Below are 25,655 nucleotides of genomic sequence, written 5' to 3' on the forward strand. Positions count from 1 at the left end.
CGATCCTGAACCGTCCCCGTTGTGCCGAAGCGGCGGAGAGGAACGCCCCTCGACGTTCCGTAAATCCATTACTACCCATGGTGACCAAAACCCGAACCACACAAGATCACCAACACCCCGAGAGACCCGACCGAACACCCCCCGCCTGACACAGCCGCCCCGCCTAAAGCCGTGGCCAACCGCCCCTCCCCCTCAAGCCCAGCCCAGCGCCTCTGCGCGAATGCCCGCCTCCCAGAGCAGAACCAGAGAAGCGGAACACGTTTTGAGCGGCGCAGGAAGGATTGGCATAGGCAATGCCTCGCTCTCAACGACCACCGAACCGCAGTCGCGCCGAAGTCCCCACAGACCGAACGCCCGTCCACCACAGCCCACCGACCGTGCTCAACCACGACGGCAGCGGATGCTGGCCACGGGCCCATCTCCCCAACCACGCTCACAGCCATCCCCTGAGCCATCACCCGCGACCGAGCCTGAGAGCCGATTACCAAGACCAAGGCAACGCCACCCCACCCACGCGGCCCAAAGCACCGCCCGGACCTACGCACCGCCGCGACAACCGAACCACCTGGGCCTGCGCACAACTCGCGGCGTTAGCAAGGCGAACATCCGCGGCTTTGCGCGCGGCGCAAACACCCCAAGTCCAAGTTCAGCAAACCGACCGGCTCGCAAAAACGAGCAAGCGTCCGTAGGCGGTCAAGCGTGACCGCGTGTGCGTGGCAAGGCGAGCGTGGACCAGGAGGAGCAACCGGGCGGACGGGGCATAGGGCGTAGCGGACGGGTGAACGCGCCCGAGGAGACGTGACCAGGCAGGCGCAGCCGCGCAGGCGCAGCCGCAAGGCGTGGCCAGGCGAGCGAACGTGCCCGGAGGCGTACGGCCCGGGCAGACGCAGCCGTGCAGGCATGGCCGGGCAGGCGCAGCCGGGCAGGCGCAGCCGGGCAGGCGCGGGAGGAGTTGCCGGGCGAACCTGGGCGCGCAGACGTGGCCACACAGACCAGCCGGGCGGGCGAGCGCGGCCGTGCAGACGCGTTGCCAGGCGGACGTGGGTGCGCAGGCTCCGCCGGGCTGCCTCCGCTGAGCGGGCGAACTGCCAGGGAGGAGCGGCCTGGGAAACGTGGCCGGACAGGCGCAGCCGGGCGAACGTGGCCAGGGGCCGTGGCCGGGCAGGCGTGGCCCGGGCGGACGCGGCTCGGGAGAAGCGACCTGGTGGGCGTCGGGGTGGGCGTTGGCGAGCGATCGTGGGATGGGCGGGTTGGCGAAGGTCGCGGCGCTGCTTCTGCTCCTGGCATCTGCCTCGCAGGCGTGGCCCGAGAGGCGTGGCGGCGCTGGCATGGCCCGAAAGGCGTGGCCGGGCGGACGTGGGCGCGCAGACCCTGCCGGGCGGGCGCAGCCGAGCAGGCGAACGGGCCCAGGGAGCGTGGCCGGGAGGCGTGGCCGGGAGGCGTGGCCGGGAGGCGTGGCCGGGAGGCGTGGCCGGGAGGCGTGGCCGGGGATCCGCGGCCCGGGAGATGTGGCCGGGCAAGGCGTAGCCGCGCAGGCGTGCCCAAGGGGAGGGGCCGCGCACGCGCAGCCGGACAGGCGTGCCCAGGAGGAGTGGACTTGGGTGCGCAGGCCCCGCCGAGTGGGCGGCCGTGGCCGAAAGGCGTGGCCGGGGAGCGTGGCTGCGTAGGCGTGGCCCGGAAGGAGTGGCCGGGTGGGTGAGTGGGCGCTGGTGAGTGGGCGTTGGGGCGGGATTGGTGAGGGCTCCGGCGCTGCTTCTGTTCCTGGTGCCTGGCGCGTGGGCTCGGCTGGTGGGCTTTCGCTACTGGGCGTCCGCTGCGGGGGCCTTCGCAGGCTGCGGGTGTGGTCGGCGAGGTGGCCGGTCGGTGTTTGCCGACGTTGGGGACGTGGCAGACGACGTCCCGCGGGGCCGGAATCCGGGATGGGGCGGCGTTGGGGTCTGGGGAGTTGCCGCTTGAGGGGAGAGCCGGCCGTCCCCTCGGTTCGTGTGGCTGTGGGGGACGGCGCGGGGCTCAGGGGTGTGACGTTGTCTTGGGCTGGTGGGTCAGACGACGCCGTAGAGGCGGTCGCCGGCGTCGCCGAGGCCGGGGATGATGAAGCCGTGCTCGTTGAGGTGGTCGTCGATCGCGGCGGTGACCACGCGGATCGGGGCGTCGATGCTGCCGACGGCCTCCTCGAGGTGCTTCAGGCCCTCCGGGGCGGCGAGCAGGCACAGGGCGGTGACGTCGCGGGCGCCGCGGTCGAGCAGGAGCTTGATGGCGGCGGCGAGGGTGCCGCCGGTGGCCAGCATCGGGTCGAGGACGTAGCACTGGCGGCCGGACAGGTCGTCCGGAAGCCGGGTGGCGTAGGTCTGCGCCTGGAGCGAGCCCTCGTCCCGGATCATGCCGAGGAAGCCGACCTCGGCGGTGGGCAGCAGGCGGGTCATGCCGTCGAGCATGCCGAGACCGGCCCGCAGGATCGGCACGACCAGCGGCTTCGGGCTGGCGAGCTGGACGCCGTGGGCCTCGGCCACCGGGGTCTGGACGGTGACGTCGGTCACCCGCACGTCCCGGGTCGCCTCGTAGGCGAGAAGGGTCACCAGCTCGTCCGCCAGACGGCGGAAGGTGGGCGAGTCGGTGCGCACGTCCCGCAGCGTGGTCAGCTTGTGGGCGACGAGCGGGTGGTCGACGGCAAGGGTCTGCATGTGTTCACGGTAGCCGACCCCGGATGGCTGATCAGATCGCGCCCGGCCTGCGGATAGGACGCCGAACCGCTGGGCACCATGGCGATATGGACAGCGATCGTGAAGTCCGCCCGAGAGGCGGCTCCCGGCCCGTCCGGGAGCCCGCCCCTGACCCGCCCTGCGGGAAGGAGAGCCCGCGGGTGCGTGTCGGAGCGGCCACCTGGAACGTGGACGACCCGGCCGTCGCGGAGAGTCCGGGGACACCTGTCGAAGCGCATCGAGGCCCGGCGCGCGCCGGGTCGGACCGTCCGGCACGCGAGCAGGCGACCGGGCCCACGCAGCCTCCGGAGCAGGAGGCCCAGAGCACGCGACCTCCGGAGCGGGAAGCCAGGAGTACGCGGCTATCCGAACAGAAGGCCAGGAGCGCGCGGCCATCCGAGTCGGAAGTCGGGAGTACGCGGCCGTCCGAGCAGGAGGCCAAAAGCGCGCGGCCATCCGAGTCGGAGGTCGGGAGCGCGCGACCGTCCGAGCAGGAGGTCGGGAGCGCGCGACCGTCCGAGCAGGAGGTCGGGAGCGCGGGACCGGCCAGACAGGAGATCGGGGGCACGCGGCCAGCCGAGCGGAAGGCTGGGAGTGTGCGGCGGTCCGAGGAGGGGGCTGGGGAGGGCCTGCCCTCTGAGCAGGGGGCTGGGGGCGCTCGGGGCCTGGGGGCTGGCCGGAACGCTCGGAGTGCGGGGGCGGCGAACGTGCCGGTGCAGCATTCGCCGCGGGCTGAGACCGAGATGGCTCGGAGGTCTCAGGAAGGAGCGAGCGGGCGTTCGGATGCCGAGGTCGGTGACCTTGCCGGGAGCCATGGGGGGAACTCCTGGTCGGAGGGGGTTTCTGTGGTCGGCGAGGCGGATCCCCGGCCCGGGGGCGAGCCCGGCGGCCGGGGTGCCTCAGCGGCCCGGCGTGAGTCATGGCACACAGGTGCAGTGTCCGGAATGGGTGATCCTGGGGTCATGGCCAGGAAAGTCGCCCATCTGGATCTGGAACTCGGCGCCGAGCGCAGGAGACGTTCGGAGACCAAGCGCGTCGTCTGGCGAAACGGGGCGCGCTCGGCTTCGGCGGCCGACGATGACGCGGACGAGGACGACCTCGACGCGGCCTCCTCGTCCCCCCGTCCGGACGGCGGGGAGAACGGGGACGACGCGTCGCGGCCGACGGCCGCGGGCGCCCAGGAGGCGGGGGTGCTGCATCTCACCCCGGAGGAGTCGCAGGAGCGGCTGCGTCGGCGCGCGCGGTTCCTGCGGGAGCTCGCCGAGGCCCGTGAGCTGCGCGAACGGGTCACCCCTCATCGGGCGCGGCGCAAGCAGATCCACGCCGCGCTCCGCCGCCGCACGTTCCGCTTCTTCGGCTGACCCCTGCCGCGCGCTGCGCCGTATCACCTGATCAAACCGGTGGAATTCGAGGCTCGGCGGGGTCCCGGCGTCCCCGCCGGGCGCTCGAACCTCCACGGAGTAGGGGCCGGGTGGCCATCCGAGACATCCGGCGGGGCCGGATCGAGTAGATTCGGACGGCGCGGTGTCCGGCCGGACGCCGTGGCACCCCGCCCGGCACGGCGGCGGGGTTCGCGAGGGGCCGGGGCGCGTCCGTGCTCCAGCCCTCGCAGGACACGCGCGCCGGTGGGGTGGACATGACGGATGTGGACGCGGCGGATTTCGCCGTCGTGGTGTACCGCGAGGACGCGCGCTGGGAGGCCGAGATCCTCCCGGTGGCGTTGACCGAGGACCTGGACGGGCTGATCCACGCCCTCCGCCAGCAGCCGAGTCTCGGCGGCACCATCGGACTGGTCTCGGTCGGCGACGACTTCTTCGTGGCGATCCGGCTGCTCGGCGACGACGACATGGTCTTCCTGTCCGACGTCACGGCCTCGGTGGACTGGCCGCTCGCCCAGCAGGTCCTGGAGTACCTCGACATCCCCGTCCCCGAGGACGAGGAGCTGGACCAGGTCCTCCCCGTCGGCGACATGTCGATCTTCTCCGACCTGGGCCTGGACGAGATGGAGCTCGGCGCGATCTCCGGCGACCTCGAGCTGTACCCGGACGAGATGCTGCTGAGCATCGCCGGTCGCCTCGGTTTCGCCGCCGCCTTCGAACGCGCCCTCGACGCCGTCGCCTGACGCCTCCCGCCGCCCGATCCGTCCGGGTCCGTTCCGCTGCGGACGGCCCGGGGGTGTGACCGGTCGAAGGTCGTGGTCCACAATGAACAGGTGTCGCATTTCGCCGCCGTGTTCGCCAGGACGCCCCAGGGCTGGCTGGGGACCGAGGCCGCCCTCGCCGAGGCCGAGAGCGTCGACGACATCGCCGACCAGCTGCGCGAGGCCGCCGTCGAGTCCTACGGGGACGCCGTCGTGCTGCTGGCCGAGCAGGAGGACGACTGGTTCGCGATCGTCCGGCTGGACGGCGACGACGAGCCGCGCGCGTACGTGTCGGCCGTCCGCGACGACCGGCTCGCGGCCCTGTTCCAGCCCCTCGTTGGCGAGGCCCCGGACGGCGATCCGTCCGGCGACGCGTCCCTGCTCACCGATCTCGGCGTGAACTCCGAGCAACTCGCCGAGCTGGGCGAACGCGTCCTGCCCGGGGACGCGCTGCTGACGATCGCCGAGCGCGTGGGTTTCGGCGAGGAGTTCGACCGGCTCCGTGACTGACGACGCCCGCGAACGCCGTGCCGTGCGGCGCACGGCGTGAACAGGAGTTGAGGGGACGTGGAGTTCGGCATCCCGGCGACGGACGAGGCCGCGCGCGAGTACGAACCGAGCATGCGCCTCGCGCTGGACGAGGCGCGCCTCGCTGCGCGGGCCGGAGACGTGCCGGTGGGGGCGGTGGTCCTCGGCCCGGACGGGGACGTCCTCGGACGGGGCCACAACGACCGTGAGCGGACCTGCGATCCGACCGGGCACGCCGAGATCGTCGCGATGCGGGAGGCCGCGTCCGCGCTCGGCTCGTGGCGGCTCTCGGGCTGCACGCTGGTGGTGACCTTGGAGCCGTGCACCATGTGCGCGGGCGCGGCCGTCCAGGCCCGTCTCGACCGCGTCGTGTACGGCGCGATCGACGAGAAGGCCGGTGCGGTGGGCTCGCTGTGGGACGTCGTCCGCGACCGCCGCCTCAACCACCGTCCCGAGGTGATCGTCGGCGTCCTGGCCGAGGAGTGCGCCGCCCCCCTAATCGAGTTCTTCGCATCCCGCAGAGTCCGGTAGGCTCTTCCGCGGTGGCGTCGCCTAGTGGACGAGGGCGCACGCCTCGAAAGCGTGTGAAGTGCAAGCTTCCGTGGGTTCGAATCCCACCGCCACCGCCATCTAGATGGCCTATGACCTGGCCAAACGCCGAGGGCGGCACCTACGGGTGCCGCCCTCGGCGTTTTCCTAGTCTCAGTTTCAGTCTCAGTTGCCTTCCGCGCTCCCGCTCGCCCGGCCGGGCCCGCGACGGCATGGACACCCAGACCTCAGTGACGCCGCGCTCCGGCGCAGCACGGAGCACCACCGCGCGCCGACGGCAGTGGGCAAACCCCAGAGATGGTGTGCCTCGGTCGAACTGGTGAAGGTCCAGGTCCGCGTCGCCACAGTTCTCGCACTCTTTCCAGACACTGGCATAACGTAATCAATCTGCTACTCATAGTTAAAATGCGTGGGGTCCCGTTCCGGTCGCAGCTTCTGCAACTGAGCGCGGCCAGGCACCACCCCCACATGTGAGGAGAGCAGCAGATGTCCAACGGGTTCCCCGACGGGGAGTTCTGCATCGTTAACGAGGACACCGGCCTGTATCTGGCTTCGTTGCCCGGCGACCGGGTCACTGGTTCGCAGCAGGAGACCGACTGGCTGGAGGGTGCTAAGGAGACGGTGCACTACAGCCACACCGGCAAGCAGGTGCTGGGCCTGGCCACCGAGCCCTCGGGCAAGAACTACGAGCGCTGGTACTTCGACGACCGCAAGAACTCCCGTGGCCTGGAGTTCTACCACCTGGTCAACTGCGCCAAGGACATCCGCACCGCCTACGCCCTGGCCGCCGAGCTGAACATCCACGGCCGCTACGACGAGGTCACGGTGAAGGGGCACGGACAGCAGGGCCAGACCCAGTGGCGGGCCGAGGACGGCTACTTCTTCCCCGGCGACCCCACCAAGGCCGTCACGCTGCGGGAGGAGCAGCCCGGCCGCTACCGGGTAGTGGTGGCCGACCGCGGCGGCGAACCCCGGCAGAAGTGGCGCTTCGTCTAACCCCGTTCTCAATCTCGGCGCGCAGGCACACCGACCTGCGCGCCGAGAGGCGCACCCGCCCCCGGTCGCGCCAGCGCCCTCCGCGCCGACGGCTAGCGGGAAAGACTGACTACGTAGCCGTTGTAAACACCGCCGACGCACAGGCCCGTGACCGGTCCTGTGGGCTGCACGATGCCGCCTCCGCCCAGACACATCGCCGCCGTGATGTGCTGCCGAGCGAGACTGGTGTCGGCGGGGGCGGCGAGCGCGGTTCCCGCCCCGGCCAGCACGGCGACACCGGCGAACAGGGCGGCGCTGGCCGCCCGCCAGGCCATGGCCCTGATCGCGGTCGTGGTCACTGTCATGGCCGAGCCCCCTCGGGATCCAGGTCGGAAGGGAATCCGATCCACCCCAACCATTACCCAGTGCAGTTGCGTTGCTACCCATCGTCGGTTGAGTCATCGCGGTCCTCCGCAGGCTCCCAGAGCAGACCCGCGACGCGCGATGCGACGTCGTTCCGGATGGCGTCGCTCATGTGCTGGTAGCGCTTGGCCATGGACGCGCTCGACCATCCCATGATGGCCATCGCCGTAGGCGTCGGGACACCGAGGATGAGCAGGACCGTCGCAGCGGTGTGGCGGGCGTCGTGGAGCCGGGCCTCGCGGAGTTCGGCTTTCACGAGCAAGTCTTTCCACTCGTGATAGTCGGTGAAGGGGTTGAGCGGTTCCCCGTCCGGCCTCGCGAAGACGTACCCCTTGTCCTTCCAGAGTTGGCGTGCCTCGGCACACTCCGCCTCTTGCTTGGACTTGTGGCGCTTGAGGAGTTCCAGGAGCGGAGCAGGCAGGCCGATCATGCGCCGTCCAGCCTTCGATTTGGTGCGGCCGGTCTCCGCCCGGAGTTCCTGACGCTTGGGGCAGTAGCCTGCCTTGAGCCGACCGCAGGAGCCGTTCTCGCACCCATGGGCGTACTTGGGGCGGAGACGGCCTCGCCTGATCCGGATCATGCCCGTGTTGAGGTCCACGTCCTCCCATTTGAGGCCGAGGGCCTCGCCCTGACGGAGCCCGAGGGCGAGCGCGAACACCCAGCGGGCACCGTTGCGCGGCTGTTCCTCGGCGACTTTGAGAAGCTTCTTGATCTCGCCGATCTCGTACGGCTCCGGCTCCTCCTCGTCCAGCTTCGGGGCCGTGGCGAGAAGCACGGGGTTCGTGCTGAGGTGCCCGCGCTTGACGGCCACGTTGAGGGCGTTCCGGATGGTGCGGTGGACGTGGTGAGCAGTCCCGGCGGAGAGTCCCTGCCCCTCCTGCATCTTGGCGTACAGCTTCTCGCAGTGCTCCGGCGCGAGCTTGTCCAGGCGGTGAGCGCCGAGGCCGGGGATGAGGTGCTTCTCGACGTCCACGCGGTATCCGGAGTGGGCGTTCTCCGAGATCCTCGGCGGGACGGCGATCGTGTCGATCCAGTGCGTGAGCCACTTCTCGACGGTCCAGCGCTCCCCCGCCTTGGGCACCCGCCCCTTGTCGCGAAGCTCCTCCAGGTCCTTGACCTTCTTCGTGACCTTGGCCTTGGTCTTGGCCATGACGTGACGGCGGTCGGCCTGGCCGTTGTCCTTGACCCCGACTGTCACACGACCGTGCCAGTACCCGTCCTTCCCGAGGTAGATGCTGGACCTTCCGTTGGCGCTGCGGCCCATGGCGAACCTTCCTTGATCAGCGAGACTGGACGGCGGCCAGGAGGCCGGAGACGTAGGCGGCGAGGCACTCGGCCGGGATGCGGCGCAAGCGTCCGATGGTGACGCTCGGGACCTCGCCGGAGGTGATGAGGGCGTACATCTGGGTTCGGCCGATCCGGAGGCGGCGGGCGGCCTCCTCGACCGTGAGAAGAAGGTCGGCGTCAGCGGTGGTCATGGTCGTCACTGGGACCCTCCAGAGGTGAGCGGCGGCGGGTTCCGGTGCCTTACGGCGCGGCACCGTGGCGGACGTCGGCGGTCAGCGCGGCGGGGGTCTACAACGGCGCAACGGCACAACAAAATTCACAACAATCGATTTCTGTGTATTTTGTTGTGCCGTTGCGGCGTTGTAGGACCCGGCGAGGGGTGTCCGGGGCGCGGTCAACGGGACGCCTCGGGGGTGTCTCCGAAGGCGTCGGGGTGGGGCTCGAATGCGACGGACGGCGTCCGGCCCGCACCCTTGCGCGGCGGCGGTGCCGGGAGGCGGCGAATCCAACCGTGGGACTCCAGGACGCGAAGTCCGGGCTCGGTGGCGGCAACCTTGGCAAAGCGGGACCGAAGCGCCTGGACAACGTCGCGGGCGGTGAAGCGTTCGGTGCCGGTGCGCCGGATCCATTCGAGGAGGGCGCGGGCGTCGGCGACGGCGGGGTCTGCGCCGATGGTGTCGTAGGCGGCTTGGGCGTGTTGGGTGAAGTACTCGCCGATCTGGTGGGCGTTGGTGAACGTCGCGAGGGTGATCGGGCGGTCCCAGCCGGTGCGGAGGTGCTCGGCGAGGTGGAGCAGGGCGGCAATCCGGAGGATGGCGCCGACGAGTTTGCCGCCCCAGTCGGGCATGTGGGCGAGGTCGCCTCCGGGCCGGAACCGCTCCTCGGTATCGCGCAGCAGGGCGATGATGGCGGCCTCGGCCTCCGGGGTGAAGCGGAGCGTGTGCGGCTCGTTCAGGTCAGCCAGGGACAGGACCAGGGCCTTGATGTTGGTCGCGTAGGTGTCCAGGACGGCGGCCGGGACCGGGTCGGGGTCGGCACGCCGGAATCCGAGAAGCGATTTGGGGACCGAGCAGAGCAGGCGGGCCAGGAAGCCCTGCTCGCGGAACTCGGGGGTTTCGCCGAGGCGGGCCAGAACGCCGGGCTGGATGCAGACACCGAGGGTGAGGGTCGCGGCGGTGATGTCCTCGCCTTCGCGGCCCATGCGGTCGGTGCGCATCTCCTCTCCGGCGTGGCCGGAGAGGAACACCTCAAGATCAGGGCTTCCGGAGTAGCGTCCGGCGAGGATGGAGAAGATCTTGCCCTCGGGGGCGAGGATCGCGAAGCGCCCGCCCTGCTCGGCCAACATCGACGTGAGCTTCTCGACGGTCGCGTTCGCGGTGAAGAGCCTCGGCTCGGCCGGGATGACGGTCTCGTCCAAGCGGAGCGCGGCGTCCTGGGCCTCGGCGAGACGTTCGGCGCGGAGGATCTCATCCCCGGCGCTCATGGCGGCGCGTTCGGCCTTCTCAGCGTCAGCCTCGGCGACCTTCCGGGCAAGCTTGGCCTCGGCGATGAGCGGCGCGGAGGCGCGGATGAGGTCGGACTCGGCGGCCTTGAGCGGTGCGGTCATGGCCTTGTAGACCTCGGACTTGCGGTTGCCCGGAGGGAGTACGACGACCGTGTACAGGTTGGTCGGCTCGGTCCAAGTCGTTCCTCGCACCCACACCTTCCCGCTTGCGGCGACCGCCAGGACCGCGAGGGCGAGCGACCCGGCGAGATCGGCCGGAGTCTGCGTCGCCTCGGCAAGCGCGGACACGTAGTCACCGAGCCAGCCGGGGAAGGACCAGACCGGGAACGCGGGAAGGTCGTCGGACGCTCCGCCCCACAGCGGAGCCGGGGCCGGCCACCCTCGCGTGTCGGGTGCGGTGACGGTGGTGACCTCGGTCGCCACGGCGGCGCGCAGCTCGGCGATGTCGTCGCCGGACGACGCATATCCGAGTTGGGCGAGCCGCGTGCCCGTGGCGACGACCTTCCGGGCATAGGCCAGATCCCGAACCATGTGCACGAAGTGCGCCACGTTCACGGTCGTCGGGACCTGCGAGATAAGCGTGTGCAGGTAGGGCGCTCCGCCGACCTTGGCCAGGTTGTGCGGCCCGATGGCGGCGGCCACGGCGACCGGGGCGCAAGGTGCGCCCCGGTCGGCAAGGCTGAGGATGCCCTCCCAGATCTGGGTGTGGGCGGGGCGGTAGAACTCCGAGCCGTCCAGCAGGGCGCGGGCTTCGCCGAGGGCGACGGCCGAGAGCATGACCGAGCCGAGGACGTGTTGCTCGGCTTCGATGCTGTGCGGCAGGGGCCGGATGAAGTCGGCCCCGTCGGGTGAGGCGTCCGCGCTGTCGATGATCAGGCGGAGTGAGGGCGTGGTGTTCACGGTGGCCTCCGGAGGATGCGGCGGGGTGCGGGCGGCCGGTGCGGATGCCGCCCGAAGGCGGCACCCGGACGGCTACTTCTTGGCGCGGTCGCGCGTGGTCTTGAGGCCGGTCAGGACGCGGCGTCCGATGCGGAGCTGTCCGCCGGTGCCCTGGCAGTGGCGGCAGTAGCGCCACGCCTTGCCGGAGGCCGAGCGGAGCCGTCCGGCGTCGCAGCGACGGCACGGCCGGAACGGGTAGATCGCGCAGTGGATCAGGTAGCCGACCGTGAGCGCGGGGAGGAGCAGGAACCAGATTCCGGGGCTGGACGAGTGGTGGCTAGAGGCGGCGATGAGGGCATACAAAGGAGTCCTCCTGACCGGTTGGAGAGGTTCGCGCTGGTGGGGGTCTAGTCGCTAGATCGCTGGTCAGAGCGCGGATAGGGCTCTAGAGGGGGGTCTAGGTCTAGAGAGGGCGGCCTCTAGACCTAGAGGCGGTCGCGGAGCGTCAGCGGCTCCGGGTGCGGGTGTTGTCCAGGGCATTGAGGACGTGCTCGCGGTGGACGCCTTTGAGGTTCCGGCCCTTGCCGGTCTCGTCCTGTCCCCAGACCTGGGGCGTGGCGATGCCGTGCGGCTTGAGGGAGTTGGACAACTGGGTCGCCTTGCCCTTGCCATCCAGGTCGGCCCATGCGCCGTAGGTGACCGGGCGAAGCTCGGCGAGGCGGTCCACGATGGTTTGAGAGTGGAGCTTGTCCTCACCGGGGGCCAGGACGGCGAGGACGTCCTCCAAGAGGTTGGTGCCCTGGTCGTTGGCCGGGGTGGTGTCCTCTCCGGCCGCGTAGCCGGTCAGGGTGCCCATCGCCTTGCGGACTGCGCAGGCGCGGGCGGCGATGGCATCGGCGGCCGGACCGTCGATGTAGTACGAGCGGCAGATCTGCGGGTCGTCGGCTTCGCCCACCAGGTAGCCGATGCCCTTGTCCTGCTTGGTGAACGTGGTCGCGCGGACGCCGTTCTTGTACATCGACGTGCCAAGGATCATGTCGTTCTCGGTCTGTCCCATGACGCGCAGGCAGTACCGGAGCCCGACGTTGGCGGAGACGCCGGTCGGGAGGGACTCCTTGTCCGGGCGCTGCGTGGCCAGCAGGAGGATGATGCCGAGCGCGCGGCCACGCTTGATGATGGCGATGGCCTTCTCTCCGGCGTCCTTCCCGACTTCATCGTCGGCGAAGAGCTCCTGGCATTCGTCAATGGCGAGGACCAGGGGGAAGAGCTGGAGAGACCGCTTGGCGGCGAGTTCGGGCGTGACCTTGTTCTCTGGCCGGACGTCCTTGGGCAGGCTTGCGATGGTCTTCGCGCGGCGTTCAAGCTCGGCGTAGACCTCGTTGAGGGAAGCGAGGCAAGCGCGCTTGGTTTCGTCGTCCGCGCCGGACGCGTAGTGGTGGGCGTACTTCTCGGCGAAGTCCAGGTCTCCGGTGCCCTTGAGTTCGAACACGCGAACCTGTGCCGTGGGGTCCAGCCCAGCGGCCAGGAGCAGGGGCTTGAGAGCGAAGGTCTTGCCTGCTCCCGGCATCGCGCCGATGAGGGCGTTCGCGTACATGAGCGTGAGCGTGACCGGGCGTCCGCGCTGGTCGGTGCCGAAGGGGACGGCCTTGAACAGGTCGGTGCGGCCGGACTTGGCGAGCGGCCACGCGGGCGGCTTGATGCTCTTCATGTCCTGGTCGCCGACCCACAGGACCAGGCGTCCCGCGTGCTGCTCGTTCGCCGGTTCTGGCCACACGCACCCGAGCGGACGGCGCAGGCCCGAGGCTAGGCGGTCCCGGCGCTCCATGATGTCTGAGACCGTCACCCCGTACGGAAGGTCCACGTCCGCGCGCCAGCCGGGACCGTCCCGGGTGATCGGGGCGGGGAAGGTGATCCCGCCGCCGCCCTTGGCCATGGCCTTGTTGATCTCGCCGATACCGAGGGCGCCGAGCGCCCGGATGACTACCTCCGAGGTGAGCTTGGGTGCCTTGTGCTCGACAACGGCGACGTCCAGGACGCGCTTGTACTCCGGCGTCCCGATCCAGCCGAGGACGAGAACGAGCGCGGCCAAGACGGTGGCCTGCGTGACGCCTCCGGCGGCGGCCACGGCGGCGATGCCGAGCCCTCCGCCGGCGGCTCCGGTCAGGGCCATGAGGCGCCGCCAGCGGACGCGGTCGTTCCGCTCGCGAACCAGCTTGAGGTACGCCTCAATGTCGTTGTGGTCCACGGCGTGAGTGCGGAGCGGCATGCCCTCGGCGTCGAACGTCCACCGCCACGTACCGCGCACCACGCGGAACAAGCCGCGGGGCGAACGGACCGTGAGCCTGAAGCCGTACAACGGGACGCGAGCGGCGTGGTACCCGGCGACGTGTCCGGCGTAGCCGAGCGCCCACCGGACGGTCGCGGACGCCTCATCACGGTCACGGACCCACGGCGCGACGATCGGACGACGCTCCGCGCGCTCGGCCTCGGCACGCCGGGCCCGGACATCGGGACGGCGGCCGGAGTCGGGCGCGTCCACCAGGACGCGCCCCTCCAAGACCGCGCGGTTCGCGTCGCCCTGGTCGTCGCCGAGCACGCGGTCGAACCGTCGCGGACGGGACGGCGGCTCACCGCTTCCGGGGAGGTTCGGGATGCCAGCCTCGGGAGCGTCCGGGGCTTCGTCGTCCGTGTGACGGACCGGCAGGCGGACAACTTCGGCCATGGGCTCAGGGAAGCTCATCAGGCTGCCTCCTCCGTGGTGGGCGTGCTCGGCTCAGCGGGGGTCTCGGTCTTGAGGCGGGTCAGCAGGGCACCGACACGGGCGTTACCGGCGGGCTGTCCAGCGTCGCGGAGCTGAGCGGCGAGGGTGTCCCGCGTGAGCGCCTCGCCCTTGGCGTCCAGGTCGGCGACGATGCGCCAACCGAGCGGCAACAAGTCGCTCACGTCCGGCGCGTCCGTCCGGGACGGACGGCGAGAGCGTCCGCGCTTCGGGCGCGGACTCGTCCGCGTGGGCTTCGGCGGACGGGGCGTCTCGTCCGTCCCGGACGGCTCAGGCTCTTCGTCCGCGCTCTCGTCCTCGGACGGTCCCGCCTCGATCGCGGGGGTCTCGTCCGGGACGGCGGCCGGGACGAGTTCGCCGAGCCGGTACAGGGTCCGGACACGGCGAGGAGCGTTCCACCGCCACTTGATCGCTCCATAGGAGTCCTGAAGCTCGGTCAGGGCGAGAAGGCGGGCGCGCTCACGGGCGAGGGCGTCCCGGTAGGAACGGATCTCCCACAGCACCATCCGACGCCACAGCGCAGCCGTCCGCAACGGAGACAGCAACCAGCGAGAAGGCCGGATGCTGTCCATCCGAGTCCCGTTCTCCACCCCCGCCCGAACCCGGACGACATGCGCCCCGATCTCCACCGCCAGCACCCACAGGCACGGCAGGACAGCGTGAGCGACCTTCCCGAACGGCGTCCCCTGCTCCGCAACGTTGAGATACACGGTCGCGGCCGTCAGCGTCCACGGGATGAACCGCAGCCACCGAACCCGCATGTCCAGCCGAGCAAGGACGATGTCCAGCGCGGCGAAGATCGCGATCCCGAGGTCAATCCCGAGCGGCACCGACCAGGACAGCCGTCCAAAGGACGGACGCGCAGCCTCGGCGACAGCCGCGAAGCTGTTCACGAACCCGAGGAGACCGAGGACAGTGACCAGAGCGGCCACGGTGGCAACAGCCGTGAACTCGTTCTGAGTGAGCCGACGAAGCGACGGCCCGTCCGCCTCGGCGGAGTCGCCGAAAGACGGCGGCGGGGACATCGACGTGACAGTCATCAGAAGCCTCCAAAGGCGCGGCTCGTGGCGGCGAAGACGGCGGGGGTGCGAACACGGCCGACCCGGCTACGGGCGTCCACACGCAGCGCGTCCACGTCACAGTCCGGACCGGCGATGACCTCGACGTCCCCGGACACGGACTCCGCTTCGACCGTTCCGGGGCCGGTCGCGGTGACGGTGACGTCCCCGGACGTTGCGGTGAGCGAGGCGACGCCGGTCGTCCCGGCGCTGTGGAATGCGTGGACGTCGATGTCACCCGACACGCTCTTCGCCCGGATGTCGGCCGTCCGGCCGACGCGGACCCGCCCGGAGGTGCTGCGCACGTTGGCGTGCTCGGCGACATCAGCGCGCACACTCCCCGAGACGGTCTCGGCGATGAGGTGCCGAGTGCGTCCGGCGCGAAGATGGCCCGAGGTCGATTCGAACTTGATGCCCTCGTAGAGGCCGGACGCGTCCAGGTCGGCCGCGCGGGTCTTGACGACGACGCTGGACAGCTCCGGCACGCGCGCCGTGACCCGAAGGTCTCCGGCGTCTCCACCGATGACCGTCGTTCCGCCGACGCTCACCCCGTTGATGGTGATGTCGTCGCCGCCGAAGTCGAGCGTGCCGTTGACCCTGCCGATCTGGGTCACAACCGTGCCCCGTCCGACGTGGACGGAGCCGTTCGTCTGGATGACGGTCTGCGAGCCGCTCGCGGCGTCGAGCACGCGGAGGAAGAGCGTGTCGCGCTCGGAGTCCCACACGAGCGTGGCGTCCTGGACGGCCTCGGCGAGCGCCGGACTCGTCCCCGTCGCGGTAACGGTCACCTCGGCGACCGTCCGGCCGGGCTCGGAGATCACTTCGACGGACCCGATCGGGAGGTCAACGGAAAGGTAGACCGGGCCGGACTTGGGAGCGGAGAGAGAACGGAAGGTCATCGGGAATCTCCTTGCTGGACGGGCGGCGAGTCAGGCGGCGGTGTTCAGCGAGCGGCGCGAGATGTCCTTGGCGGAGACGGCGGCCCAGACGCCGGAGCGCGGCGCGACGCCGAGGGCGCGGACGAGGCACTTGGAGCGGACCGGGCAGGAGAGGCACACGTCCTTGGCGACGTCCTCCCGGGCGGCCCTCTCCTCGGTCGTCTCGATGACCAGGCGCGGGCCAGTGTGGAGCTCGGAGTCGTAGGCGCATTCCGCGCCGACCAGTCCGGCGGCGATGAGGTCGGTGGCGGAGAGCTTGCTCGGGTGCAGGTTCATGAGTTCCTCGCAGGTCGAGAGTCGGGGGGATTGGCGAGAGCCGTGGATCAACCGGCGTGATGGCTGCCGAGCTTGTTCGCCATGACCTGGATGACGTGGAACAGGTGGTTGACCATGTCGGCCGCCTGCTCGGGGTTGGTCCAGACGAAGACCACGACGACGCCGGTGATCAGGTACTGCGGGAGCTTGTTCGTCTGCTGGGGGAACATGCAGAGCCTCCGGGGGGTTGTTCGCTAGTTAGGTACTTCGGTACCGAACTTGCGATGACCGTAACCCGCCGAGTCGATCAACGCAAGGGTTCGGTACCGAACTAGCGAACCTTGTAAGGTGGCGTGCATGAGGGCAGAGCCAGCGACCGGCGTGCTCCCGGTCCATCACCAGATCGCGAACGACCTGCGCGAACGCATCCAGTCGGGAGAGCTGCGACCGGGGGACCGGCTCCCCACGATCGGCGCACTACAGCAGGCATGGAGCTGTGCGGACGGGGTCGTCCGCGAGGCCCTGGGTGTGCTTCGCGCCGAGGGGCTCATCACGAGCTCGCGAGGCAAGCCGTCCACCGTCCGAACTCCGCCGACCCGGGCCAAGCTCTGGACGGGCTTCGCGCAGGAGCAGAAGGACCTAGCGTTGCGGCCTCGTGCCGAGCGGGCCAAGCGCGGCGCAATCGAGATGATCTCCGGCGTCCCCATCGAAGAGGTCATCCCGACGACGCGCTACGAGATCATTCCTGCGAGTGCTGAGCTGGCCAAGGAGTTCAGCATCCCGGAAGGGAGCGACCTCTGCCAGCGGACGTATGAGATGACCGAGCCGAAGTCGGGACATCGCTTGTCCTTCAGCATCTCGTACATCCCCGTGGAGCTGATCCACGGAAATCCCGACCTCTTGGACGAGACGAAAGAGCCGTGGCCGGGAGGGCATACGCATCAGCTCTACACAGTCGGAATCGAGCTCGGAAAGTTCGTCCGGTCAGTCATCGCAGAGCAGCCCACGGCGGGAGACCGCCAGCGGTGGGGGATGGAAGAAGGCATCCCGATGCTCCGGACTCGCACTCAGTCGATCGACATCAACGACAGAGTGGTCGAGGTATCCGACGCCTGGTACCCCGCCGACAGAACAGAACTCGTCTTCACCGAGACGCTGACGCGCTGGCCCGAAGACCATCCTCGGTTCGACCTGGAAAAGGGAGACCTTTAGTGAAGCGCCCCACGATCGATCCGGCCCTGGGTCTCGACCTCAAACCCGAGCGGACTCTTGCGCGGTCCGACGCCAGCGTCAGCATCGTCATCCCCGCGCACAACGAGGAAGCCACCATCGTTGAGGTCGTGAGCGACGCACAGCGCGCGCTCAAGGTCCTGAACGTATCCGGCGATGTCACCGTGAGCGCGAGCGGATGCACGGACGCGACGGCCGAGCTCGCTGCCCGCGCGGGCGCCCGAGTGGTAGAGGCTCCTGTTGGCAAGGGCGCGGCGATGACGGCCGGGCTGGAAGCCACCACCGGCGACATCGTGTGTCTGATCGACGGCGACATTCAGTACTTCGGCGACCCGCCCCTTGCTGCCACCCTCATCGACCCGCTTCTCAACGGAATCGCCGATGCATGCATCTCGGATCTGTACTGGCGTCCGCTGTACCCGCAGCTTTGGCTACAGGCGTTCTTCGCCCCGGTGGCCGGATACCTCTTCCCGGAAATGCTGCCTCGCATCGGCTCTAGCCCGTGGTCCGGCCAAAGGGCGGCCCTGCGGCACCTATGGCCCACAACGATGCCCGAGGACTTCACGGCAGACCTCGCCATCCTGCTGCACTGGAACGAGCACGCGAAGACGCTGAGGCCAGTGCTCTCGGACGACTGGGTGAACCCACAGCGCCCCAAGCCTGACCTCATGCACCAAGAGCTTGAACTGCTCATCTCAGAAGCACAGCGCCGAGGCCGAATCGCCGAAGCCGAAGTCCGGCCCCTGCTGGACTGGTACGAGGACGCACACGCCCTCATGGCGCGCTACCGGTCCGAGGAGCACGACCCGCAGGAGTTCGAGCGCGAGATCTTGGCCGAGTCCCGTACGGCCCTGTACCGCCGCCTCGCCTCGAAGTAGCCACAACAACTGAAGAGGGCCGGTCTCCCCGAGTGGGGGAGGCCGGCCCTCTCGCATGAGTCGGCTCCGGGCCGCTACGTCACCGCCTCCTGCTCACGGTCGTCGGCCGGAGTGAGGTTGGCCCGAATGAGGGCAAGCGCGTCGTCCAGGTGGTGAGCAGGAGCGAGGGCCTCGCCCCAACTGGTGAAGAACCAGCGCTGCGAGGAACCTGCCGAGTGCGGGCGGCAGGTGATGACGTCGCTGGGGTGCCGAACGTCGTCGCAACAGCCGGGCGCATTGGGATTGGAGACGCGGAGTCCGGCCTCGACGAGTTCGGTCCGGAGTCCGTGGACGGCCAGGCGGACGGCGAGCGCGGCCAAGGCCGCGAGCGGATCTGCGGTAGTGGGTGTGTCGGTCACAGTCGGTACCTCACTTGCTGATGGCTCCGGCCTGGCCCTCCCGTGCCAGGCCGGAGCGGTCGGGAGGGGACGGTGAGCGCGCCATGACGGCGGCTCCGCGAAGCGAGGCGGGCCCCAGTTCATAGCTCTGCCCACACCACGTCGCCGGATTCGCGGTCACGCCGAGCGCGTGCGATGGGGTTCAGCGGGACGTACGTGGTCCAGCCGAGCGGGGAGAGCGCGACCCGATCCACCACGCCCTCAGCGCCGCGCGGAGCACGCTGCAACGCCGCCTTAACGGCCGCGAGCGCTTCCTCTCGGTCACCCGTCACGCCGCCCTCCGAAGCGTCGTCCGTGGTGACGTCCCATGAGTAGATCGGCGGCGGCGTCCACATGCGGCCCTGCATCGAGACCCCCATCGGTCATGTGCGGCGAGGACGGCCGAGGCCGTCTTTCCGCTGGATGTGGGCCAAGCGTAAAACACTTGTCAGGTGTTGTCAGCTCACATCACATGACGATAAGCATCGTCCTAGCCTGCCTACGGTCGTGTTGTGAGCATCGATCTTGATGGTCCCGAACCGCTCTACGAGCAGATCGCGACGGTCCTGGCTACTCGGATCGCCGATGGCACCTACCCGCCCCGACGCCGCATCCCGTCAGAGGCCGCCATCTGCGACGAGTTCGACGTCTCACGCCCAACCGCCCGCTCCGCCGTGGCCCTCCTGGTCGAACGCGGCCTCGTCCACACCGTGAGAGGCAAGGGCACCTTCGTCACCGCTCCAGAGGCCGAGGACTGACGCGCGGCCCCTGCGCTAAATGGGGCGCAAGCCCGGCCCGACAGTCCGTTCACCTGGGACGACAGAAAGCCGCACAGTCTCAGTTCTAGTCTCAATTGCGCTGCGTTCGGGCTCGTTCGGGCGGGTGCGCCGAAGACTTCGCCTGACTGGCAGAGGGGCCGTGAACTGGCAGTCCGTACCAGCGCGATCATGCGCGTACGAGGACACGCAGACCTCGAAAGCGTGTGAAGTGCAAGCTTCCGTGGGTTCGAATCCCACCGCCACCGCTGGCGAAAACGGCCGCTGAGCTGCAGCTCAGCGGTCTTTTCCGTTGTTCGGGGCCGGGGTGGTGAGGCGCGCGGCGGCTCGGCGTGGGCTGACGGTCAGGGCTCTTCCCGGGCGATCTCTTCGGGGGTTTCCACGCGGAGCTGCTTTCGCGCTTCGACGCGGAATTGCTGGACCGCGTCGACGAGGCGTTCGTAGGGGATCTTCGAGTACTCGTCGGCCCTCGGGTCGGGCTCTCCGCGGGCCTCGAGCCGGACGGCGTAGGCGTGGCGCAGCATCAGACGTGCCGCCACCTGCAGATCCCTGGTCCCCAGGAGTCTGATCTGCTCCACGAGCAGGGGGAGCCGCTGGTAGTCGTCCTCCATTTCGCTGAGCACGACGTCCTTGTCGGCGTCCGAATACTTGACCTGGTTGCGTCCGTAAAGGATCTTCCGGACGCACACCACGGTTTCGGAGCAGAGTTGGTGCATCGGCTCGTCCCACCTTTTTCTGAGGGCTTCGCGCTCGCGGCGGCGTTCCATCAGGTAGGTGGGCACGAATCCGATCAACGCGCCGGCCGTCACAGGGAGCACCGTGAGCGCGGCCTGGGTCGTCATGGACATGGATCCGCCCCTTCCTCACGTCCGGCGCGTCGGCGGCGAGCCGGAAGGTTTCCTGCCGGACGAACGGCCGCGACCGGTACGACTCCGTCAGGTCGTCGAGGGACGGAGCCGCACCGGTCGTGGCGATTCATCCTTCACGTCCGGAACGTGGTGATCAAGTGCGGCGGAGGAAGAGGCGGCCCTGGAGGTGGCGTTCGTTGGGGGCCGGTTCGCGGCGGGCGCGGGCGACCTCGGTGAAGCCGGTCTCGGCCGCGAGCGCGGCGAGGGCGTCGAGGGGCCAGCGATAGGCGGTGACGACCTTGTGGTCGAAGGGGACGACGTCCGGACCGTCGACCGAGTAGAAGCCGAGCAGGAGGTGGCCGCCGGGGGCCAGGACGCGGTGGAACTCGTCCAGGTAGGGGCGGAGTTCGGCCGGGGGCGTGTGGATGGCCGAGTACCAGGACATGACGCCGCCGAGGGAGGCGTCGGGGGCGTCCACGGCGTCCATGGAGGCGAGGTCGAAGCGGAGGCCCGGGTAGGCGGCGCGGGCGATGTCGATCATCGCGGGGGCGATGTCGAGGCCGAACGCGTCCAGGCCGAGTTCGCGCAGGTGGGCGGTCATGTGGCCGGGTCCGCAGCCGACCTCGACGGCGGTGGTGTTGCCGGACGCGCGGACGAGTTCGGCGAATGCCGCGAGGACGGCGCGGTCGAGTGGCTGGTCGTCGAGGACGCCCTGGACGAACTCGGTGTACACGGTGGCGACGGCGTCGTAGGCGGCCGCGGTGGCGCTGACGTATGAGGAGGATTCGGGCACGGCCGTCCACTCTAGGGTCAGGCGATCATGAGCGGACGGCCGTTCGGGGAGATCAGCCGACGGTGACCAGGGTCACACCCGTCGCGGCCAGGGCGAGGCCCAGGCGCTGGACGGCGCGGAGGCGCTCGCTGAAGGCGATGCGGGCGAGCAGGACGGTGATCGCCGGATAGAGCGAGGTCAGGACGGCCGCGAGGCTGAGGAGGCCGCTGTTGGCCGCGAGGTAGTACAGGGCGTTCGCGGACGCGTCGAGGGTGCCGGACAGGACGGCGAGGCCGATCAGGCGGCGTCCGGAGACGCCCGTCCCGGGGGCTCCCCCGCGCGCGAGGACCACGGCGAGGGCGATCGCGACGATGCTGAGGTTTCCGGCGCGGGCCGCGACGAGGGGCCAGAGGCCGCCGTCCGTCCCGGCGGCCTTGACCATGATGAAGAACAGGCCGAAGCCGACGCCGGAGACGACCGCCATGAGCGGCCCGTTGTCGAACCGGTTGCGGGACCTCTCGGACGGGCCGTCCGACTTCTCCATGCTGACCAGGCCGATCGCGACGAGGCAGAGCAGGACGCCGGAGAGGACGGTCGGGTCCAGGCGTTCGCCGCGCGCGACGCCGACCCCGATCGGCAGCAGCGCCGACGCGAGCGCGGAGACGGGCGCGACGGCCGACATCGGGCCGCGGGCGAGCGCCCGGTAGAAGGTCATCAGGCCCGCGCCGCCCGCGATCCCGGCCGCGAAACCCCAGGCCAGCGAGGCGGTCGTGGGGACGCGGCCGGTGAGCAGCGCGGAGACGAACAGGACGGCGAGCCCGGCAGGGACGCACCAGAGCAGCGCCTTGAACGTGCTGGAGTGGCGGGTGACCAGGCCGCCGAGGAAGTCGGCGACGCCGTAGGACAGGGCGGCCCCGAGCGCGAGGAGCGTCACCATCAGTCGAGCAGCCTGGTCGCGATCCGGACGTCCGGGGAGATCACGCGGAGGCGGTCGGCGAGGGCGTCGCCGGCGGCGCGGAGGCGGTCGATCGGGTACGGCTCGAGGCGTTCGAACAGGAACAGGGCGTTCTTGGTGTCCTCGGTGATGCGGGTGCGGACGCACTGCCGCCAGTTCCAGCGGCGGCAGGTCACGCCCTTGTCGTCTCGCCAGATGACTTCGCCCTCGGACGGGTACTCGACGGCCGGTTCGCCGCTGACGATGACGTCGAACGGCTCGTTCCCGCGTGCGCGCACGAGGCGGGCAGGGCCTTCGTAGTGGTCGATGTCCTCGCCGCCGATGGGAAGCGCGTATTCGACGCTGACGGCGTTGTAGGCGTCCACGACGCGGTTGATTGCGGGGAGGGCGTCGGCGCGCCGGAGCAGGGCGTCCACGGACGGACGGGTGCGCTTGGGTTTCGCGCCGAACGCGGTGTAGGCCTCGTGCCACGCCTGGACATGCGGGTCGGACGGGTCGGCGGCGGACGCGGCGGCCTTCAACCAGCCCTCGGACGTGGCGTCCGAAGGGCCGTTGACCAGGCCTTCCGCGGACATGAGGAGCACGGCGAAGTCGGGACGCAGCTCGCGTACCGTGGCGTCGACAACGATCTGGTCCAGCATGGCGGGCACCCCTTCCGGTCATTTCAGCGAACTATGTATACCATTATATCGACCGAAGGTAGGGTGACGCGGATGAGCGAACAGCAGGCGGTCGGCGGCGCCGTCGCGCGGACCGTCCGGACGCTGCGCACCGGTCACGGCTGGAGCCTCGACGAGCTCGCCGAGCGCGCGGGCGTCAGCAAGGGCGTGCTGGTCAACCTGGAGCAGGGGCGCGGCAACCCCAACCTGAGCACGCTGATCCGGGTCTCGGACGCGCTCGGCGTGCCGCTCGTCCGGCTGGTGCAGGTGGCCGACGAGCCGCCGATCCGGCTGTTCTCGCCCGCGCGGCAGGCGGTGCTGTGGCACGGCGAGTCCGGCGGCACCGGAACACTGCTCGCGGGCACCGATCCGGGCCCGACCATGGAGCTGTGGCGCTGGGAGCTGCGGCCCGGCGAGCTGCGCGAGAGCGAGGCGCACAAGCCGGGCACGAAGGAGATCGTGCACGTCGAGTCCGGCACGCTCACGCTGCACGTGGACGGCCACGCCGAACCCGTTCCCGCGGGATCGGCCGCGCTCTTCCCCGGCGACCGCGGGCACGGCTACGGAAACGACACCTCCGAGACAGTGCGCTTCATCCTCGCGGTACAGGACTTGTAACCGGCCGGATCAGCTGGAACGGGCCAAAGCGGCTCACGCGTTGACGAGGTGGGGGACGCTTGTCAAGACGCCCCCGGACCGTTGATGATCCTTCGACGGGAATGTCGTTCTCACCTTCACGAGGGGCTGCACACGGTGAACCGGAACGCGACCCGGGCCCGCACGGGACTGACCGGCGCGGTGATGTCGCTCTCCCCCGGCACCGCGTCCTCGGGCGGGCTGCCGCCGTTTCCCGGCACGGGGTCCCTGCTCTCCGGCATCGCCGCCTGCCCGTCGGCCGTCTGGGTCGTGGGCTTGGTCGGCCAGAAGCCACTCGCCGCGCGCTGGGATGGCACGTCCTGGACGGTCATTCCGGATCCGTCCGAGTCGTCCCTGGCGTCCGCGGCCCTTGTGGGGGCGCGCCTGCGGTCCGTCGCCTGTGTTCCCGCGCCCGCGTCCACACCCCGTCCGGACGGCGGGACGGTGATCGCCGTCGGGGGCGCCTACGACCGGCTGGAGCGGGTCGACGTGGGCCTCATCCGGCACTGGACGGGTTCGGCGTGGACGTCCTGGGACGCTCCTGACCTGCTGCGCGGCCTCGTCCTCACCGCGGTCGCGCCGGCGGGGCCGTCCGGGTGCGCCTGGGCGGTGGGGCATGCCACTCCGCACGGTCCGCGGGCCTTCCGCTGGGATGGCACGTCATGGGAGCCGTCCGACATTCCCGATATCCCGCGTGGACGGCTCGTCGCGGTCACGGCCGTCGCCCCGGACGACGTCTGGGCCGTCGGGTCCGCCGACCGCGCCGGCCTCGTCCTCCACTTCGACGGGCGTGCCTGGACCCGCGTCCCGAGCCCCGCGAAGGGGCCGCTGACCGGTGTCTCGGCGGTCTCGCCCGACGACGTCTGGGCCGTTGGCGGGCAAGGCGTCCTGCACTGGGACGGGCGTCGCTGGTCTCGCGTGAAGACCCCTCTGACCTCGGCGAACACCGTCTCAGCGCGCGCCTCCGACAACGTCTGGATCGCCGGTGGTGACGGCGGCCCCGCCCGCTTCGACGGACGCCGCTGGACCGTCCTGCCCAGCCGCGGGTCGACCGTCTGGATGGCCTCGGCGTTCGCGCCCGACCACACCCTCTGGCTGGCGGGCACCCGCACGGACGAGGGCGCCTCCGACGCGTCCGACCCCACGGCCGTCACGGCCCAGCCCAACGACGTCTGACGGCCGTGATCAGGGCCGGAGATCAAGAGGTCAGGCGGACGGGCATGGCGAGGTAGCGGAAGCCGGTGTCGGCGTCGAGATCGAGCTCCTCGCCGTCCTTCTGGGGGTCGGGGATGCCGGTGAGCAGGGCGGCCTTGGTCGGGCCGGCGCATTCGAGGCGGGCGTACTCGGAGTGGATGCCGGCGAGGCCGTCCAGCAGGTACTGGGGGCTGAAGGCGATGTCGATGCCGTCGCCGTCGAGCTCGGCGGACATCGACTCGTTCGCGCGGGCGGCGTCGCCGGAGGCGGCGCGGATGTTGACCTCGGTGCCGGTGAAGGCCAGCCGGACGGGGGTGTTCCGTTCGGTGACCAGCGCGACGCGCTTGATCGCCTCCGCGAACGTCGCGGCGCGGACGCGGGCCACCGACGTCCAGTCGCCTGTGATCCGCTTGCGGTAGTCGATGTACTGGTCGTCGAGCAGGCGGGTCGTCATGCTGCGGTCGCCGCCGGACACCCCGATCAGCGTGTCGTCCTTGCCGGACAGGCCCAGCGACACGGTCGCGCCCGGCCGGATGGCCTTGGCGGTGTCGGCAAGCGTCCGCGCGGGCACGACGACGCCCGCGCGGAAGTCGGCCGCGTCCGGGGACCAGGTCAGCTCACGGGCGGCGATGCGGTACCGGTCGGTGCAGGCCAGCCACATGGTGTCGCCGTCGAGATCGAGCCGGACGCCGGTGAGCATGGGCAGCGTGTCGTCGCGCCCGGCGGCAGGGCTGACCTGCGCGACCGCGGCGGCGAACGCGTCGCCCGCGACCGTCCCGGCGCGTTCGGGCGGCTCGGGGAGGGTGGGGTAGTCCTCGACGGGCATGGTCTGCAGGCCGAATTCGGCGCTGCCGCAGCGCAGCACGAGCTCGGCGTCCTTGGTCAGGAACTCGACCGGCTGCGCGGGCAGGCTGCGGACGATCTCGGCGAGCAGCCGTCCGGGCACCAGGGCGCGGCCGGGCGTGCTGACGTCGGCGTCCACCCTGGCCTGCGCGGACACCTCGTAGTCGAACCCGGCCAGCTCCAGGCCGCCGCCCGCGTCCGCGACCAGGCGCAGGCCCGCGAGGACGGGTTGCGCCGGACGCGCGGGAAGCGTGCGGGCGGCCCAGGCCACGGCGTCGGCGAGCGCCCCACGGTCAACCCGGAACTCCATGTTCTCCCCCTCGCTGGTCGAAATCCGGCAGCGCCCCGAACCCTAGCGGCCGCCACCGACAGAACGCCGGGCGAACCCTCACGCCGGGCGAACCTCACGCCGGGCGAACCTCACGCCACGCGAA

The 25,655-nt window shown here is 70.4% G+C and carries 28 protein-coding genes and 1 tRNA gene; 11 read left to right on the top strand and 18 right to left on the bottom strand.

Features of this window, described 5'->3' with window-relative positions:
• Positions 1 to 2,042: 2,042 nt before the first annotated feature.
• Entirely contained in the window at positions 2,043 to 2,681 is a 639-nt protein-coding gene (gene upp / locus P696_RS0110725; protein ID WP_026412343.1) for a uracil phosphoribosyltransferase, read from the bottom strand.
• Positions 2,682 to 3,661: 980 nt separating this feature from the next.
• Between upp and P696_RS44640 the strand changes: the two genes are divergently transcribed.
• From P696_RS44640 to P696_RS0110755, 6 genes are all read left to right on the top strand, one after another.
• On the top strand, positions 3,662 to 4,060 hold the full coding sequence (locus P696_RS44640) for a hypothetical protein (protein ID WP_034484119.1): 399 nt from the start codon (positions 3,662 to 3,664) through the stop codon (positions 4,058 to 4,060).
• 275 nt (positions 4,061 to 4,335) lie between these two features.
• Positions 4,336 to 4,821 (top strand): tRNA adenosine deaminase-associated protein, encoded by a 486-nt coding sequence (locus P696_RS0110735; protein WP_026412344.1) that lies wholly within the window; start codon positions 4,336 to 4,338, stop codon positions 4,819 to 4,821.
• Between the two features lie 90 nt (positions 4,822 to 4,911).
• Positions 4,912 to 5,349 carry a tRNA adenosine deaminase-associated protein gene (locus P696_RS0110740; protein ID WP_026412345.1) on the top strand — a complete coding sequence of 146 codons (438 nt, stop codon included), beginning with the start codon at positions 4,912 to 4,914 and terminating at the stop codon, positions 5,347 to 5,349.
• Positions 5,350 to 5,460: 111 nt separating this feature from the next.
• Positions 5,461 to 5,898, top strand: coding sequence for a tRNA adenosine(34) deaminase TadA (gene tadA, locus P696_RS0110745; RefSeq protein WP_026412346.1), 438 nt, complete (start codon positions 5,461 to 5,463; stop codon positions 5,896 to 5,898).
• A 10-nt stretch (positions 5,899 to 5,908) separates the two neighbouring features.
• Positions 5,909 to 5,996, top strand: a tRNA-Ser gene (locus P696_RS0110750).
• 406 nt (positions 5,997 to 6,402) lie between these two features.
• Positions 6,403 to 6,912 (top strand): hypothetical protein, encoded by a 510-nt coding sequence (locus P696_RS0110755; RefSeq protein ID WP_026412347.1) that lies wholly within the window; start codon positions 6,403 to 6,405, stop codon positions 6,910 to 6,912.
• 92 nt (positions 6,913 to 7,004) lie between these two features.
• Here P696_RS0110755 and P696_RS0110760 read toward each other — a convergent pair whose 3' ends face one another.
• The 10 genes from P696_RS0110760 to P696_RS55775 form a co-directional block, all read right to left on the bottom strand.
• Positions 7,005 to 7,256, bottom strand: coding sequence for a hypothetical protein (locus P696_RS0110760; protein WP_026412348.1), 252 nt, complete (start codon positions 7,254 to 7,256; stop codon positions 7,005 to 7,007).
• A gap of 74 nt (positions 7,257 to 7,330) precedes the next feature.
• A complete protein-coding gene (locus tag P696_RS0110765) occupies positions 7,331 to 8,578 on the bottom strand; it encodes a tyrosine-type recombinase/integrase (RefSeq protein ID WP_026412349.1) in 1,248 nt (415 codons plus the stop codon).
• 16 nt (positions 8,579 to 8,594) lie between these two features.
• Complete coding sequence (locus tag P696_RS0110770; protein WP_026412350.1) at positions 8,595 to 8,792, bottom strand: helix-turn-helix domain-containing protein; 198 nt, start codon at positions 8,790 to 8,792, stop codon at positions 8,595 to 8,597.
• Between the two features lie 203 nt (positions 8,793 to 8,995).
• Entirely contained in the window at positions 8,996 to 11,005 is a 2,010-nt protein-coding gene (locus P696_RS0110775; RefSeq protein ID WP_051467289.1) for a YfjI family protein, read from the bottom strand.
• 72 nt (positions 11,006 to 11,077) lie between these two features.
• Complete coding sequence (locus P696_RS0110780; RefSeq protein ID WP_051467291.1) at positions 11,078 to 11,347, bottom strand: hypothetical protein; 270 nt, start codon at positions 11,345 to 11,347, stop codon at positions 11,078 to 11,080.
• A 142-nt stretch (positions 11,348 to 11,489) separates the two neighbouring features.
• On the bottom strand, positions 11,490 to 13,706 hold the full coding sequence (locus tag P696_RS44645) for an FtsK/SpoIIIE domain-containing protein (RefSeq protein WP_245627600.1): 2,217 nt from the start codon (positions 13,704 to 13,706) through the stop codon (positions 11,490 to 11,492).
• A gap of 17 nt (positions 13,707 to 13,723) precedes the next feature.
• On the bottom strand, positions 13,724 to 14,803 hold the full coding sequence (locus tag P696_RS52260) for a DUF2637 domain-containing protein (protein ID WP_051467292.1): 1,080 nt from the start codon (positions 14,801 to 14,803) through the stop codon (positions 13,724 to 13,726).
• Entirely contained in the window at positions 14,803 to 15,720 is a 918-nt protein-coding gene (locus P696_RS0110795; RefSeq protein WP_026412353.1) for a DUF4097 family beta strand repeat-containing protein, read from the bottom strand. Before P696_RS0110795 ends, P696_RS52260 begins: the two co-directional genes overlap by 1 nt.
• Positions 15,721 to 15,750: 30 nt before the next feature.
• The gene (locus tag P696_RS44655) at positions 15,751 to 16,035 is read right to left on the bottom strand and encodes a WhiB family transcriptional regulator (RefSeq protein WP_034484121.1); all 285 of its coding nucleotides are present in this window, start codon (positions 16,033 to 16,035) and stop codon (positions 15,751 to 15,753) included.
• Positions 16,036 to 16,082: 47 nt separating this feature from the next.
• Positions 16,083 to 16,244, bottom strand: a complete 162-nt coding sequence (locus P696_RS55775) for a hypothetical protein (RefSeq protein WP_157429616.1) — start codon at positions 16,242 to 16,244, stop codon at positions 16,083 to 16,085.
• A 127-nt stretch (positions 16,245 to 16,371) separates the two neighbouring features.
• On the opposite strand from P696_RS55775, the gene P696_RS44660 reads away from it, so the two are divergent.
• Both P696_RS44660 and P696_RS44665 read left to right on the top strand, forming a co-directional pair.
• Complete coding sequence (locus P696_RS44660) at positions 16,372 to 17,226, top strand: GntR family transcriptional regulator (protein ID WP_026412354.1); 855 nt, start codon at positions 16,372 to 16,374, stop codon at positions 17,224 to 17,226.
• On the top strand, positions 17,226 to 18,122 hold the full coding sequence (locus tag P696_RS44665) for a glycosyltransferase (RefSeq protein WP_034484122.1): 897 nt from the start codon (positions 17,226 to 17,228) through the stop codon (positions 18,120 to 18,122). The genes P696_RS44660 and P696_RS44665 overlap by 1 nt, the downstream gene beginning before the upstream one ends.
• Before the next feature lie 74 nt (positions 18,123 to 18,196).
• Here the strand turns inward: P696_RS44665 and P696_RS0110820 are convergent, their stop codons facing one another.
• Positions 18,197 to 18,520, bottom strand: coding sequence for a hypothetical protein (locus tag P696_RS0110820; RefSeq protein ID WP_026412355.1), 324 nt, complete (start codon positions 18,518 to 18,520; stop codon positions 18,197 to 18,199).
• A 119-nt stretch (positions 18,521 to 18,639) separates the two neighbouring features.
• Positions 18,640 to 18,906 carry a hypothetical protein gene (locus P696_RS0110825; RefSeq protein ID WP_157429617.1) on the bottom strand — a complete coding sequence of 89 codons (267 nt, stop codon included), beginning with the start codon at positions 18,904 to 18,906 and terminating at the stop codon, positions 18,640 to 18,642.
• A gap of 144 nt (positions 18,907 to 19,050) precedes the next feature.
• Here P696_RS0110825 and P696_RS0110830 point away from each other — a divergent pair, with 144 nt between their 5' ends.
• Complete coding sequence (locus P696_RS0110830; RefSeq protein ID WP_026412357.1) at positions 19,051 to 19,296, top strand: GntR family transcriptional regulator; 246 nt, start codon at positions 19,051 to 19,053, stop codon at positions 19,294 to 19,296.
• Between the two features lie 362 nt (positions 19,297 to 19,658).
• On the opposite strand, the gene P696_RS0110835 is transcribed toward P696_RS0110830, so the two are convergent.
• The 4 genes from P696_RS0110835 to P696_RS0110850 form a co-directional block, all read right to left on the bottom strand.
• Positions 19,659 to 20,156 (bottom strand): hypothetical protein, encoded by a 498-nt coding sequence (locus P696_RS0110835; RefSeq protein WP_157429618.1) that lies wholly within the window; start codon positions 20,154 to 20,156, stop codon positions 19,659 to 19,661.
• A gap of 160 nt (positions 20,157 to 20,316) precedes the next feature.
• On the bottom strand, positions 20,317 to 20,955 hold the full coding sequence (locus tag P696_RS0110840) for a class I SAM-dependent methyltransferase (protein ID WP_026412359.1): 639 nt from the start codon (positions 20,953 to 20,955) through the stop codon (positions 20,317 to 20,319).
• 52 nt (positions 20,956 to 21,007) lie between these two features.
• Entirely contained in the window at positions 21,008 to 21,871 is an 864-nt protein-coding gene (locus P696_RS0110845) for an EamA family transporter (protein WP_026412360.1), read from the bottom strand.
• Positions 21,871 to 22,530 carry a B3/B4 domain-containing protein gene (locus P696_RS0110850; RefSeq protein WP_026412361.1) on the bottom strand — a complete coding sequence of 220 codons (660 nt, stop codon included), beginning with the start codon at positions 22,528 to 22,530 and terminating at the stop codon, positions 21,871 to 21,873. Before P696_RS0110850 ends, P696_RS0110845 begins: the two co-directional genes overlap by 1 nt.
• A 72-nt stretch (positions 22,531 to 22,602) precedes the next feature.
• Between P696_RS0110850 and P696_RS0110855 the strand changes: the two genes are divergently transcribed.
• A complete protein-coding gene (locus tag P696_RS0110855) occupies positions 22,603 to 23,166 on the top strand; it encodes a helix-turn-helix domain-containing protein (RefSeq protein WP_026412362.1) in 564 nt (187 codons plus the stop codon).
• Positions 23,167 to 23,301: 135 nt separating this feature from the next.
• Entirely contained in the window at positions 23,302 to 24,360 is a 1,059-nt protein-coding gene (locus P696_RS0110860; protein ID WP_026412363.1) for a WD40/YVTN/BNR-like repeat-containing protein, read from the top strand.
• A 22-nt stretch (positions 24,361 to 24,382) separates the two neighbouring features.
• Here P696_RS0110860 and dnaN read toward each other — a convergent pair whose 3' ends face one another.
• Positions 24,383 to 25,531 carry a DNA polymerase III subunit beta gene (gene dnaN, locus P696_RS0110865; RefSeq protein ID WP_026412364.1) on the bottom strand — a complete coding sequence of 383 codons (1,149 nt, stop codon included), beginning with the start codon at positions 25,529 to 25,531 and terminating at the stop codon, positions 24,383 to 24,385.
• Positions 25,532 to 25,655: the final 124 nt, after the last annotated feature.

Origin of the sequence: Actinomadura oligospora ATCC 43269, assembly GCF_000518265.1 — a bacterium.
Classification (GTDB): Bacteria; Actinomycetota; Actinomycetes; order Streptosporangiales; family Streptosporangiaceae; genus Spirillospora; species Spirillospora oligospora.

Bases quoted from the DNA above. Each gene is read 5' to 3' on its own strand.
- upp (WP_026412343.1), bottom strand. From the start codon at position 2,681: ATGCAGACCCTTGCCGTCGACCACCCGCTCGTCGCCCACAAGCTGACC.
- P696_RS44655 (WP_034484121.1), bottom strand. From the start codon at position 16,035: ATGAACCTGCACCCGAGCAAGCTCTCCGCCACCGACCTCATCGCCGCC.
- P696_RS0110770 (WP_026412350.1), bottom strand. From the start codon at position 8,792: ATGACCACCGCTGACGCCGACCTTCTTCTCACGGTCGAGGAGGCCGCC.
- P696_RS55775 (WP_157429616.1), bottom strand. From the start codon at position 16,244: ATGTTCCCCCAGCAGACGAACAAGCTCCCGCAGTACCTGATCACCGGC.
- P696_RS0110855 (WP_026412362.1), top strand. From the start codon at position 22,603: ATGAGCGAACAGCAGGCGGTCGGCGGCGCCGTCGCGCGGACCGTCCGG.
- P696_RS0110850 (WP_026412361.1), bottom strand. From the start codon at position 22,530: ATGCTGGACCAGATCGTTGTCGACGCCACGGTACGCGAGCTGCGTCCC.
- P696_RS44640 (WP_034484119.1), top strand. From the start codon at position 3,662: ATGGCCAGGAAAGTCGCCCATCTGGATCTGGAACTCGGCGCCGAGCGC.
- P696_RS0110825 (WP_157429617.1), bottom strand. From the start codon at position 18,906: ATGCAGGGCCGCATGTGGACGCCGCCGCCGATCTACTCATGGGACGTC.
- P696_RS0110735 (WP_026412344.1), top strand. From the start codon at position 4,336: ATGACGGATGTGGACGCGGCGGATTTCGCCGTCGTGGTGTACCGCGAG.
- P696_RS0110795 (WP_026412353.1), bottom strand. From the start codon at position 15,720: ATGACCTTCCGTTCTCTCTCCGCTCCCAAGTCCGGCCCGGTCTACCTT.
- P696_RS44660 (WP_026412354.1), top strand. From the start codon at position 16,372: ATGAGGGCAGAGCCAGCGACCGGCGTGCTCCCGGTCCATCACCAGATC.
- P696_RS0110845 (WP_026412360.1), bottom strand. From the start codon at position 21,871: ATGGTGACGCTCCTCGCGCTCGGGGCCGCCCTGTCCTACGGCGTCGCC.
- P696_RS52260 (WP_051467292.1), bottom strand. From the start codon at position 14,803: ATGACTGTCACGTCGATGTCCCCGCCGCCGTCTTTCGGCGACTCCGCC.
- P696_RS0110760 (WP_026412348.1), bottom strand. From the start codon at position 7,256: ATGACAGTGACCACGACCGCGATCAGGGCCATGGCCTGGCGGGCGGCC.
- dnaN (WP_026412364.1), bottom strand. From the start codon at position 25,531: ATGGAGTTCCGGGTTGACCGTGGGGCGCTCGCCGACGCCGTGGCCTGG.
- P696_RS44645 (WP_245627600.1), bottom strand. From the start codon at position 13,706: ATGGCCGAAGTTGTCCGCCTGCCGGTCCGTCACACGGACGACGAAGCC.
- P696_RS0110835 (WP_157429618.1), bottom strand. From the start codon at position 20,156: ATGACGACCCAGGCCGCGCTCACGGTGCTCCCTGTGACGGCCGGCGCG.
- tadA (WP_026412346.1), top strand. From the start codon at position 5,461: ATGCGCCTCGCGCTGGACGAGGCGCGCCTCGCTGCGCGGGCCGGAGAC.
- P696_RS0110765 (WP_026412349.1), bottom strand. From the start codon at position 8,578: ATGGGCCGCAGCGCCAACGGAAGGTCCAGCATCTACCTCGGGAAGGAC.
- P696_RS0110755 (WP_026412347.1), top strand. From the start codon at position 6,403: ATGTCCAACGGGTTCCCCGACGGGGAGTTCTGCATCGTTAACGAGGAC.